This window comes from Nonomuraea sp. NPDC050153, from assembly GCF_044460125.1.
Classification (GTDB): Bacteria; Actinomycetota; Actinomycetes; order Streptosporangiales; family Streptosporangiaceae; genus Nonomuraea.
Map to the genome: position 1 here is coordinate 89,580 of NZ_JBITJQ010000015.1, position 11,391 is coordinate 100,970.

Annotated in this window: 11 protein-coding genes and 1 tRNA gene; 8 read left to right on the forward strand and 4 right to left on the reverse strand. The window is 71.6% G+C overall.

Annotation, left to right across the window (positions count from 1 at the left end):
* Positions 1 to 64: 64 nt before the first annotated feature.
* The 3 genes from ACIBQ1_RS32365 to ACIBQ1_RS32375 all read left to right on the forward strand — a co-directional run bounded on the left by ACIBQ1_RS32365 (position 65) and on the right by ACIBQ1_RS32375 (position 2,584).
* A complete protein-coding gene (locus ACIBQ1_RS32365) occupies positions 65 to 1,288 on the forward strand; it encodes an FAD-binding protein (protein WP_397283080.1) in 1,224 nt (407 codons plus the stop codon).
* A gap of 91 nt (positions 1,289 to 1,379) precedes the next feature.
* Positions 1,380 to 2,156: an LLM class flavin-dependent oxidoreductase gene (locus tag ACIBQ1_RS32370; RefSeq protein WP_397283081.1), complete on the forward strand. Its 777-nt coding sequence runs from the start codon at positions 1,380 to 1,382 to the stop codon at positions 2,154 to 2,156.
* A 35-nt stretch (positions 2,157 to 2,191) separates the two neighbouring features.
* The gene (locus ACIBQ1_RS32375) at positions 2,192 to 2,584 is read left to right on the forward strand and encodes a DUF3224 domain-containing protein (RefSeq protein ID WP_397283082.1); all 393 of its coding nucleotides are present in this window, start codon (positions 2,192 to 2,194) and stop codon (positions 2,582 to 2,584) included.
* An 80-nt stretch (positions 2,585 to 2,664) separates the two neighbouring features.
* Here ACIBQ1_RS32375 and ACIBQ1_RS32380 read toward each other — a convergent pair whose 3' ends face one another.
* Positions 2,665 to 4,056, reverse strand: a complete 1,392-nt coding sequence (locus ACIBQ1_RS32380) for a 5'-nucleotidase C-terminal domain-containing protein (RefSeq protein WP_397283083.1) — start codon at positions 4,054 to 4,056, stop codon at positions 2,665 to 2,667.
* A 250-nt stretch (positions 4,057 to 4,306) separates the two neighbouring features.
* Between ACIBQ1_RS32380 and ACIBQ1_RS32385 the strand changes: the two genes are divergently transcribed.
* On the forward strand, positions 4,307 to 5,395 hold the full coding sequence (locus tag ACIBQ1_RS32385; RefSeq protein WP_397283084.1) for a methyltransferase: 1,089 nt from the start codon (positions 4,307 to 4,309) through the stop codon (positions 5,393 to 5,395).
* 20 nt (positions 5,396 to 5,415) lie between these two features.
* Here the strand turns inward: ACIBQ1_RS32385 and ACIBQ1_RS32390 are convergent, their stop codons facing one another.
* Positions 5,416 to 6,387 (reverse strand): helix-turn-helix domain-containing protein, encoded by a 972-nt coding sequence (locus tag ACIBQ1_RS32390; protein WP_397283085.1) that lies wholly within the window; start codon positions 6,385 to 6,387, stop codon positions 5,416 to 5,418.
* 43 nt (positions 6,388 to 6,430) lie between these two features.
* Between ACIBQ1_RS32390 and ACIBQ1_RS32395 the strand changes: the two genes are divergently transcribed.
* From ACIBQ1_RS32395 to ACIBQ1_RS32405, 3 genes are all read left to right on the forward strand, one after another.
* Entirely contained in the window at positions 6,431 to 7,450 is a 1,020-nt protein-coding gene (locus ACIBQ1_RS32395) for a type III polyketide synthase (RefSeq protein WP_397283086.1), read from the forward strand.
* Complete coding sequence (locus tag ACIBQ1_RS32400) at positions 7,447 to 7,950, forward strand: isoprenylcysteine carboxyl methyltransferase family protein (protein ID WP_397283087.1); 504 nt, start codon at positions 7,447 to 7,449, stop codon at positions 7,948 to 7,950. Before ACIBQ1_RS32395 ends, ACIBQ1_RS32400 begins: the two co-directional genes overlap by 4 nt.
* Before the next feature lie 153 nt (positions 7,951 to 8,103).
* On the forward strand, positions 8,104 to 9,579 hold the full coding sequence (locus tag ACIBQ1_RS32405) for a von Willebrand factor type A domain-containing protein (RefSeq protein ID WP_397283088.1): 1,476 nt from the start codon (positions 8,104 to 8,106) through the stop codon (positions 9,577 to 9,579).
* A gap of 2 nt (positions 9,580 to 9,581) precedes the next feature.
* On the opposite strand, the gene ACIBQ1_RS32410 is transcribed toward ACIBQ1_RS32405, so the two are convergent.
* Positions 9,582 to 10,055, reverse strand: coding sequence for an EF-hand domain-containing protein (locus ACIBQ1_RS32410; protein WP_397283089.1), 474 nt, complete (start codon positions 10,053 to 10,055; stop codon positions 9,582 to 9,584).
* Between the two features lie 75 nt (positions 10,056 to 10,130).
* Positions 10,131 to 10,799: a tRNA-dependent cyclodipeptide synthase gene (locus ACIBQ1_RS32415; protein WP_397283090.1), complete on the reverse strand. Its 669-nt coding sequence runs from the start codon at positions 10,797 to 10,799 to the stop codon at positions 10,131 to 10,133.
* A 120-nt stretch (positions 10,800 to 10,919) separates the two neighbouring features.
* On the opposite strand from ACIBQ1_RS32415, the gene ACIBQ1_RS32420 reads away from it, so the two are divergent.
* Positions 10,920 to 10,992, forward strand: a tRNA-Ala gene (locus tag ACIBQ1_RS32420).
* Positions 10,993 to 11,391: the final 399 nt, after the last annotated feature.

Here is an 11,391-nt window from a genome sequence, read left to right on the forward strand (position 1 = left end):
GCGGCTCATGAAGCTAGCGGCCCCGGGGCGGGGCTGACAAGGTGGTTTGTGGGAAGGTAATGCCGTGACGCTGACCAATTGGGCGGGAAACACCGCATTTCGGGCGCGAGACGTCCATCATCCGACCTCCCTCGACGAGCTTCAGCGGCTGGTCTCGGCCGGCTCCCGCGTGCGGGCGCTGGGGAGCGGCCACTCGTTCAACGACGTCGCGGACACCGACGGCGACCTCGTCGTGCTCGACCGGATGCCGGACGCGGTGGAGATCGACAGCGCGGCGGCCACGGTGCGGGTGCCCGCGCGCTTGACGTACGCGCGGCTCGCCCCGCAGGTGCACCGGGCCGGGTTCGCGCTGGCGAACCTGGCCTCGCTGCCGCACATCTCCGTGGCCGGCTCGGTCGCGACCGGCACGCACGGCTCCGGCGACGCCGTGCCCGGCCTGGCCTCCGCCGTGTCGTCGCTCGACCTCGTCACCGCCGACGGCTCCGTGCTGACGCTCTCCCGGGGCGACGCGGACTTCCCCGGCGCGGTTGTGGCCCTCGGCGCGCTCGGCATCGTCACCTCCCTGACCCTCGACCTGGTGCCGGCCTTCGAGGTGCGCCAGTACGTACGCGAGGGCCTGAGCGTGGCCGCGCTCGCCGACTTCGACCAGATCATGGCCGGCGCGTACAGCGTCAGCCTCTTCACCGACTGGCGCGACACCCGCGTCTGGCTGAAGAGCACCGAGGAGAAGAGCACCGAGGAGCTGACCGACGCCGGCTGGCACGGCACCACCCCGGCCGACGGCCCCCGCCACCCCCTGCCCGCCATGTCGGCGGAGAACTGCACGATCCAGCTCGGCGTGCCGGGCCCGTGGTACGAGCGGCTGCCGCACTTCCGGCCGGACGCCGAGCCGAGCGGCGCGGGCAACGAGCTGCAGTCGGAGCTCATCCTGCCCAGGGAGCACGCGGTCAAGGCGCTGCGCGAGCTGTACGCGATCGGCGACCGGATCCGGCCCGTCCTGCAGATCTCGGAGGTGCGCTCGATCGCGCCCGACGACCTGTGGCTGAGCCCCTTCCGCGACCGTGACAGCGTCGGCATCCACTTCACCTGGATCCGGGACGTGGCCGCCGTGCTGCCGGTGCTGGAGCTGGTGGAGGAGACGCTGGCGCCGTTCGCGCCCAGGCCGCACTGGGGCAAGCTGTTCACCCGCCGGCCCGCGTGCCCCGACGAGTTCCGCTCGCTGGTGCGGCGGCTCGACCCCGAGGGCAAGTTCGCCAACGACTTCACGCGGATACTGCTGCAGGAGTAGCACCCTCGCGCGGTCGTGCGCCCCCGGATGTAGGCGACCACCGGTCCGGGGGACGATGTCGCCGGGGCCTGGATCCGCGATCGTTGGTGGCATGACCGATCACCCGTTCAGGTTCGGCGCGGTCGCCGGACATGCCACCGACGCCGCCGCGTGGACCGGCCTGGCCCGCAGGGCGGAGAGCCTCGGCTACTCGACGCTGCTGATGCCCGACACGCTCGGCACGCTGGCGCCCTTCGCCGCCGCCGCCGTGGCCGCGACGGCCACGACGACCCTGCGCGTCGGCACGTTCGTGCTGAGCGCCGCCAACCGGACTCCCGAGGCCGTCGCGTGGGAGACCTCGACCCTGCACGCGCTCACCGACGGGCGCTTCGAGCTGGGCCTGGGCGCCGGACGCCCGGACGCGGAGCGGGACGCCGCGGCGCTCGGCGTCGGGTACGGCACGCCGGGCGAGCGCATCGAGCGGGTCGCCCAGACCATCGACGCGGTCAAGGACGTACGCGTCCTGGTCGCCGCGTCCGGGACCAGGCTCATGAAGCTCGCCGCGCGGAAGGCCGACACCGTGGCGCTCGGCGTGCCGCCCCACTACACGGAGGACCAGGTGGCGGCGAAGCTGGACGAGCTCTACGAGCTGGCCGGCGACCGCTTCCACGACCTGGAGCTCAGCATGAACCTCGCGGCCGCCGGGGCCGAGCCGCCCTCCTGGCTGAACGTCCCCGCCGGCGGCACCGGGGTCCTGCTGGGCACCGCGGACGAGATGGCGGACACGCTCCGCAGGCGCCGCGACCGGCTCGGCGTCTCGTACGTGTCGGTGAACGCCCAGTACCTGGACGAGTTCGCGCCGGTGGTCGAGCGTCTCGCCGGTACCTGACGGGATCTGACAGGTATGACCGGCACGATGGAGCCATGACCGCCAAGGGAACCTTCGACACCGCAGACTGGGACGCCAAGCCGCCGTTCGTGGAGCGTGACGGCGTCTCGTTCGGCCTCGTGACCATGTCCAAGACCTTCCACGGGGACCTGACGGGCACCGGCGTCGTCTACCTGCTGACAGCCTCGACGGAGGTCGAGGACTCCATGTCCTACGTGGCGATGGAGCGCATCGAGGGTACCCTCGACGGCCGCGCGGGGGCCTTCGTCGTGCAGCACAACGCGGTCAGCGACCGCGGCGAGCGGTCGCTGAGGATCTCGGTCGTCCCCGACTCGGGGACGGGGGAGCTACGGGGGCTCAGGGGCGAGATGGACATCGTCATCGCCCCTGACGGCTCGCACTCCTACACATTCGACTTCACTCTCTGAACCGCCACGACCAGCAGAGCCCCGCCGGCCAATGCCATCCGCCGGACGGGGACACGCCCCGCCCGGCGGTCGCCACCTCCCTATTCGACGGTGACGCGGTCGCCCGCGGGCGCGCGAACCGGGGAGTGGCCGGCGAGGTACGACGCCAGCGCCCCCGTGTCGTCCGGCCCGCCGTAGTACACGCCGCTGGTGCCCTTCCACTGCGGGAAGCCCTGCCAGCCGCCGCTCATCACATAGTTGATCGCGATCTTGAGCACCTGGGTGTCGGACACCGGGGTGCCGTTCAGCGTGAGCTCGGTGACGACGCCGTCCTTCAGCGTGTAGCGAAGCGCGGCCGAGGGGGTCGCCACTCCGGCGTTCGGGCTCGTCGGCACGAGGAACTTCTTGAGCTGCGCCCCTGTCACCGTCCGCACGTCGGGGGCGAACCCCGCGGGCTGGACGCCGTACAGGTCCTGGTACTTGATCGGCCCGGCCTTCAGGCCGTTGTGCATCCCGTACTTGCTGACCAGCGCGGCCTGCGCCCCCGAGACCGACTGGACCGCCTCAAGCATGGCGTCGGCGACCAGCTCGGCCAGCGGGCCGCCGTCACTGGTCAGCGCGATGTCCTCGGCGGCGACGCCGACCTGCTCGTCGCCGACCGGCGGGTGGCACGCGAAGTAGTGGAGGAGGTTGGACCTCAGGCCGTTCGGCTGGTTGATCTCGATCCGGATCGAGCTCTCCTCGGTCTCCCACCCCCACTCGAACGTCTCCAAGACGGTGGTGAAGACGGCGCCGTGGTCGGCAGGCACGTCGACGGTCTTCCACTCCTGGGTGCCGACGACGCGGTACCGAACGGTCTGCGCGCCGGCCGGAAGCCCCTCGAAGGAGCCGTGGATCTTGAAGGTCACCGGGCACTTCGACGCGGTGGTCCGCTCGAAGGCGATGGTGGCCTTGCCCACCTGGTTCTGCGCGGGCGTGTCGCCGTCCTGCCCGGTGGGAGCCGGCGTGGGCGAGCCGACCGGGGCGGCGACCCCCACGGCGGAGCTGGTCACGCTGTCCCACGTGTCGCCCGTGCCCGTACCGTCACCGGTGCAGGTGACCGAGAACGACGCCTTCCCGGACGTCTTCCGCACCGGGCTTGCCAGGCGCACCGCGCCCCAGCCGCGGGCGTCGCCGGTGACCTTGAGCGACGTGGACAGCCGGACGGTCTTGAGCCCCTTGCCGCCGACCTTGTACGTCCTGGCCCGGCTCCGGTCTCCGTCGCTGAAGGTCCACGCGTACTTCAGCGTCACGGGCGCCTTGACCTTGACCGTGGTGGACAGCGTCACGGCCGTCGGGCAGGCGCCGGAATGGGCCTTCGGCGAGGCGGAGACCGCGCCGAAGGCGACCGGATTCGGGGCGGCCTGCGCTCCTGAGGTCAGGGCGCCGGATGCCAGGGCGACGACGGCCACCAGCACCGAAATTCGGCGCCCGACCTTTGTGGATAAACCCACGGGATTCCTCTCTCACGACGTGATGGACGTGGATGAACGAACCCGGACGCTAGCGGAGCGCTACGACAATCTTGATCAGAGCGCGCTGATCGCCGCCTTCACCGCGCCCGCGGCTGGGCGCGGTGGGCGTACGGTGGGAGGAGTTGACCGCGCAGGACACCTACGAGCGAGGGCTGCGCGCCCTGGTGGACGGCCTGCTGCCGTAAATGGGTGGCCGCGCGGGCACGGCATGTGAAACGGTCGGGTTCTGATGATCCACTGGACCGAGGCAGGGCAGGAACGGTCGGCGATCTGGCGTTCGGCACTGGGCGTGCCGCCGCCCAGCCGGGTGGTCACGGCCGACGACCGGATGACGGCCGCCACCGCCTACCGGCTGGCCTGCGAGGGCACCGCGCTGCTCTGGCAGGGTGACTTCCAGAACGCCCGCCAGCTGCTGGCGGCCATGGGGCGCCGGTGCAAGCCCGCGGCCCCCGGCGCCGGGTTCCACCGCTACCGCCAGGCCAGGTCCCAGCGCGCCCGCACGCTGGGCATGCTGCTCGTCCCGTTCGCGGAGGGCCACGTGGTGCCGCTGCGCAGGGCGCCGGACGTGCGCGAGGCGTGCGCAGAGGTGTACGGCGCCGACGCGCCGCCGGCGGTGGGCCAGCTGCGCGAGCTGCTCGGCCTGATCGGGGCCCACGAGTGGCGGCGCAAGGGCGTGTACGTCCCGGCGCTCGGGGCTCGCATCCACCCGCACCACGGCGTGTTCTCGCCGATCAGGGGCGAATACGTCGATCTGGTCGCGAGCGCGCCGCTGCCGGAGGACCACCGGCTGGCCTTCGACATCGGCACCGGCACGGGCGTGCTGGCCGCCGTGCTGGCCGAGCGGGGCGTGCGGCAGGTCATGGCCACCGACCTCGACGAGCGGTCCGTCGCGTGCGCCGAGGACAACCTCGCCCGTCTCGGGCTGGACGACCAGGTGGAGGTCGTGCGCGCCGACCTCTTCCCGCCCGGCAGGGCGCCGCTGGTCGTGTGCAACCCGCCGTGGTTGCCCGCCGAGCCCGTCTCGCCGCTCGACCAGGCCGTCTACGATCCCGGGGGGCGGATGCTCAACGGGTTCCTCGACGGTCTCGCCGGGCATCTGGAGCCGGCGGGCGAAGGCTGGCTCATCCTCTCCGACCTGGCCGAGCATCTCGGCCTGCGCACCCGGGCCGACCTGCTGGCCGCCTTCGAGCGGGCGGGGCTGCGCGTGGCCGGGCGCCTGGACGTCCCGCCCCGGCACAACCGGCCGAAGGACCAGCAGGACGCGCTGCACGAGGCCCGCGCCGCCGAGGTCACCTCCCTGTGGCGGCTCACGGCCTGAGGCTTCCGGCACGCGGGGAGTCACGCGCTGAAGGCCCGCCGGTACGCCGACGGCGACGTGCGCATGGCCCGCGTGAAGTGGTGCCGGAACGTCACCGCGCTCTCGAACCCGACGGCCGCCCCGATCTCCTCCACCGGCGCCCCGGTGGACTCCAGCATCGGCAGGCTGGCCGCCACCCGCTGCGAGATCACCCACCGCAGCGGGCTGGTGCCGGTCTGCCGCTTGAAGTGCCTGATGAACGAGCGCTCCGACATGTGCGCCACCCCGGCCAGGTCCGCCACGGCGATCGGCTCGGCCAGGTGCTCCAGGGCCCACGCCATCGCCCTGGCCACCCCGCCGTCGTCCGTCACCGGCGTCACGGCGGCCTGGATGAACTGCGCCTGACCGCCCTCCCGGTGCGGCGGTATGACCAGGCGGCGGGCCACGGAGTTGGCCACGTTCGGCCCGTGGTCGGTGCGTACGAGGTGGACCAGCAGGTCGAGGCCCGCCGCGCTGCCCGCGCTGGTCAGCACGTCGCCGCCGTCCACGTACAGGACCGAGGGGTTGACCCGGACGAGCGGGAAGCGCTCCTGGAGCAGCTCGGCGTACTTCCAGTGCGTGGTGGCCTCGCGGCCGTCGAGCAGCCCGGCCGCCGCCAGCGCGAACGCGCCCGAGCAGATCGACACCAGGCGCGCGCCGCGCGAGTGCGCGTGCCGCAGCGCGGACGCGAGCGCGCCGGAAACGGCCCCGCGCACGTCCGCCACCCCGGGCACGATCACCGTGTCGGCCTCGGCCAGCACGTCCAGCCCGTGCGCCGCCTGCATGGTGAACCCGCCCACCACCCGCAGCGGCTCCGGCGTCTCCGCGCACACCGCGAGCGAGTACCACGCGATGTCCAGTTCAGGCCGGGGCAGGCCGAAGAACTCCACGACGCAGCCGAGCTCGAACGGCGCCATCCCGTCGAACGCCAGCACGGCCACCCGGTGCGGCCTGGAGGGTTGCGGCAGGAGCATGCCTCGCATGTTAGCCCCAGCCTTTCAGCGGCAAGAGAGGTATATGTATATATCGGCTGTGCAGACCGTTTTGCCCGATCACCGCTACGCGCAGGCGGAGATCACCGAGGCGTTCTCCCGGCTGACTGACTGCGACGAGGAGCTGCTGCGCCGGTTCCACGCGGCGGCCGGCGTGGAAGGCCGCAACCTCGCGCTCCCGCTGGCCGACTACACCAAGCTCGACTCCTTCGCCCGCGCGAACGACATGTACCTCGAAATGGCCCTCGACCTGAGCGAGCGGGCCGTCAAGGGCGCCCTGGACAAGGCCGGCGTGCGCCCGGAACGGGTCGACCACCTGCTGTTCTGCTCGACCACCGGCATCGCCACGCCCTCGCTCGACGCCAGGCTGGCCCAGCGGGTGGGACTGCGGCCGGACGTCAAGCGGGTGCCGGTGTTCGGCCTTGGGTGCGCGGCGGGGGCGTCGGGGCTCTCGCGCCTGCACGACTACCTGCGCGGCTGGCCCGACCACGTCGCGATGCTGGTGTGCGTGGAGCTGTGCTCGCTGACGATCCAGCGGAACGACACCTCGATCGCGAACCTGGTGGCCAGCGCCCTGTTCGGGGACGGCGCGGCGGCCGTCGTGGCGACCGGGCGCGGGCAGGGCCCCGAGGTCGTCGCCACCCGCAGCAGGCTCTATCCGGACACCGAGCACCTCATGGGATGGGAGGTCGGGCCGCACGGGTTCCGGATCGTGCTGGACCCCGACCTGACCGCGTTCGTGGAGCAGGTGCTGGCCGGTGACATCAAGGCGTTCCTGGCGGACTACGGCCTGACCCCCGAGCAGGTCGCCACCTGGGTCTGCCATCCCGGCGGCCCCAAGGTCGTCGAGACGATCGGGCAGACCCTCGCCCTGCCGCCCAAGGCGCTCGACGTGACCTGGCGGTCGCTGCGCGAGCACGGCAACCTGTCCTCGGTCTCGGTGCTGCACGTGCTCCAGGAGACGCGGGGCCGGCCGAACGCGCCCGCCGTGCTCCTCGCGCTGGGGCCCGGGTTCTCCGCCGAGCTGTTGCTGCTGCACTGGTGAGCGCGTACCTCGTCCTGATCGGGCTGGTCGCGCTGGAACGGCTGGCCGAGCTGGCGGTGGCCCGCCGCAACCTGTCCTGGGCCAGGTCCAGGGGCGGCGTCGAGCACGGCCGGCGGCACTACCCCTGGATCGTCGTGGCCCACGCGGCGCTCCTCGGGGCGGCGCCCGCCGAGGTGTGGCTGCTCGGCCGCCCCTTCGTCCCGCCGCTCGGCTGGCCGATGCTCGCGGTCGTCGTCCTGGCCCAGGGGCTGCGCTGGTGGTGCGTCGGCACGCTGGGCAGGCGGTGGAACACCCGCGTGGTCGTGGTGCCGGGCATGCCGCCGGTGCGCCGGGGCCCGTACCGGTGGCTGCGGCACCCCAACTACGTGGCCGTGGTCGCCGAGGGCCTGGCGCTGCCGCTGGTGCACACGGCCTGGCTCACCGCGCTGGCCTTCGCCGCCGCCAACGCGGTGCTGCTCACCGTACGGGTGCGGGTCGAGGACGCGGCGCTGTCACGTTAGAGCCACATTCCGACGCCTGTCCCGCGTCCCTCGGCACCCCAGCTGTCCCTTTTGTCGCACCTGATCACGCGTCGATCGCGGTTTGCGCTCGCTTACGTCACCGCCCCGGCCATCGCAGACCTACTTCCGTCGAAAGGCGTGGAGGTGGTTGCAATGAAATTTCGTCCTTTAGCGGCGGGAATCGGGTTTGTTGCGCTGCTCGCCCTCTCCGCGTGTGGAGGCGGCCCCGGAGGCTCGACCAGCGGTGAACGCGCGGCGAGAGCTCCGGCGAACGCGGAACCGGCCCCGGTCCGCCCGAGCGCGTCACCCGCCAAGACGAACGGCGAGGAGGACACGACCACGGCCCAGATCTCCACGTTCGCCCTGGACGTGGACACGGCCTCGTACGGCTACGCCCGCCGCACCCTCCAGGAGGGCCGCTGGCCCGCGCCAGGCGAGATCCGCCCGGAGGAGTGGGTCAACGCGTTCCGGCAGGACTACGCGCCGCCGCCGGACGACGGCTTCGCGGTGCACGTGGACGGCGCGCGGCTGCCGGAGCGCGACCAGGCGATCCTGCGCGTCGGCCTGCAGACGCGCGGGTCGGACGCGGCGGCGCGGCGGCCCGCCAACCTCACGTTCGTCGTCGACGTGTCCGGCTCGATGGCCGAGACCGGGCGGCTGGACCTGGTCAAGTCGGCCCTGCTCAAGCTGCTCGAACAGCTCGCGCCCGGCGACCAGGTGTCGATCGTGTCCTTCAGCGACGACGCCGACGTGCTGGCCTCGATGACCCCGCTGACCGCGCGGGAGGAGCTGCGCGACGCGGTCAACGGGCTGACCGTCTCGGGCGGCACCAACCTCGAGGCCGGGCTCGTCGCCGGCTACCAGGAGGCGTCCAAGGCGTTCCGCCCCGCCGCCACGAACCGGGTCATCCTGCTCTCCGACGGCCTGGCCAACCAGGGCGCCACCGAGTGGCAGAGCCTCCTCGACCGGGTCAAGGAGCACGCGGGCAAGCAGGTCACGCTGCTCACCGTCGGCGTCGGCCGCGACTACGGCGACAAGCTGATGGAGCAGCTCGCCGACAACGGCGACGGCATGGCCGTGTACGTCAGCACCCAGGAGGAGGCCGACAAGATCTTCGCCACGCAGCTCCCCGCCAACATCGAGCTGCGGGCGCGCGACGCCAAGGCCCAGGTCGTCTTCAACCCGTCGGTGGTGGAGCGCTACCAGCTCATCGGGTACGAGAACCGCGCGCTGGCCACGGAGGACTTCCGCGACGACACCCGTGACGGCGGCGAGATCGGCCCCGGCCACTCGGTCACCGCGCTCTATTCGCTGCGGCTCAAGCCGGGCGCCGAGGGGCAGCTCGCCCAAGCCACCGTACGCTGGCAGGACCCCGACACCCGGACCGCCTCCGAGGAGAGCAAGGCGCTGCGGGCCGACGAGCTGGCCGCGGCGCTCGACAAGGCGCCGGTCAGGTTCCAGGTGGACGTGGTGGTGGCCGCGTTCGCGGTCTACCTGCGGGACCGGAAGGCGTTCGGCATGGACCTGCCCGAGCTCAAGGAGCAGGCCGTCCGGCTGGCACCGGCCACCGAGGACCCCATGGTGACGGAGCTGGTCCAGCTCATCGACCAGGCCCGCTCGGTGGGGTGACGTCAGCCGAGTATGGGGGCGGCGGTGGCGGAGCTGTAGTAGAAGTCATACATCGCCTGGGCGAACCCGTCCTTCGACACGTGCGCGACCTTCTTGCCGCGCAGCCGCTCGAACGACGCCCGTGACGCCGCCCCCGCCACGTCGTACGCCGACCACAGGCGCAGGAACTCCGCGCGGTCGAGCCGGTCGTCGCCGTCGGCGTCGAGCGCGTCCCAGAGGGCGTCGGTGATCGGCCTGACCACGTTGGCCACGAACTCGGCGCGGTCGCGTCCCGGGGCCAGCGCGTAGTCGATGTAGGACCTCCTGCTGATGCGGCCCTCGGCGTCGGTGCCGATGTGGCGGACGGCGTACTGCCAGACCCGCTCGTAGGCGTCGCTGACCCGCTGTGCGCCCTGCCCGGACAGCCCGAGCCGGGCGCACAGCGCGGACGCGACCACGATCATGTCACGGTGGTCGAGGTAGCCGTTGTGGTCCATGTCGCTCGTGTCAAACGCATGTCCAGCATTTCGGGCATGTGCATCCATAGCCGGCCACCTCTGGTGACGATGTCTTTACCTGGCGTTACTGAGATGGTGGGCGGGCCGGGCGGCCTGTGTCAATGCGGTGGAGACGAATCCCTGCTCGGACGCCGGGCGCACGGGCAGCAGGCCGGCGTAGAGCAGGTCCACCAGCGGCATCGGCCGGGGGTAGCAGAACACCGACGAGCGCGTGCCGAGGATCGACGGGGTGTCGATCACGAAGGGCAGCTCGGCCAGCAGGAACGGCAGCGCGTTCTCGGCCTGCTCGCGCGAGAGCTCCGGCGCGCCGACGATCGGGCGCACCGCGTCCACGCAGTGCTCCCCGAAGACCGGATCGGTGGCGAACAGCCGCTCCAGCCTCGCCCTCGCCTCGGCGTAGGCCGGATCGTGGGCCAGTTCGTTCCAGTCGAACACGGTGGCGTTGGGCGGGTCGAGGGCGTCGAGCGCGCGGACGACCCGGTTGCGCGTGTTGTTGGCGGCCGCCCGCGCCTTGGCCCCGGCTCTGCCCGCCGGACACCCTCTCGCGACCAGCGTCCCGGCCAACTCGACGCCGGGCACGAGGACGTGGACCCGCGCGAACGTCCGGGTCGCCCAGTCGAGGAGGTGCCTGATGGTCCGGGGGGTGAAGTACCCGTTGAGCGCGCTGACGCCGATCACGGCATGCTCGCGCTCGTCGAGGATCTGGGCACATCGCGGAGTCATGGGCAGTGGTTGCACGCTGAACACGGCAATGGACAGTAGCAAATTTTTACTCTCCGTATACCCAGTTTTTGACGTGTGCTTGGGCGGTCCTGAAGTCGGCTACACTCGTACACGCAGCAAGGGGCTATGGCGCAGTTGGTAGCGCGCCTCCATGGCATGGAGGAGGTCTGGGGTTCGAATCCCCATAGCTCCACTTGCGCGACGGTGGCGAGTAGCGCCCAGGTTCGCTCAACGGCGGTGTCCTTCGGGGCGTCGCCGTTTTACGTGTTCAGGCCCTGCGGGCGGCTCCAGCGCCCTGAAGGGGCTCTGCGGGCTTCCGTTCGAGCCCGCCGTTCTTGCCTGTGAAGGCTGCCGGGCGGGTTCTCGCTGACGTCACTGCCGCCTCGCCGGGACGGGTGGCGTCCTGTCCCGCAAGCAGTCCTGTTTCGGAGACAATGGCTGGTTGTGAACTTTTCGCCAGACCTGTGACCCCTCTAGAGATGTTCGATTCGAACATTTGACCATATATCTAATTTTGTGTGGAATAGTAGCCATAAGGCACATATGTCTCTCGCCGTATGGGGGGCGGTGGCAGTGGCAGTGGCCTGGGACG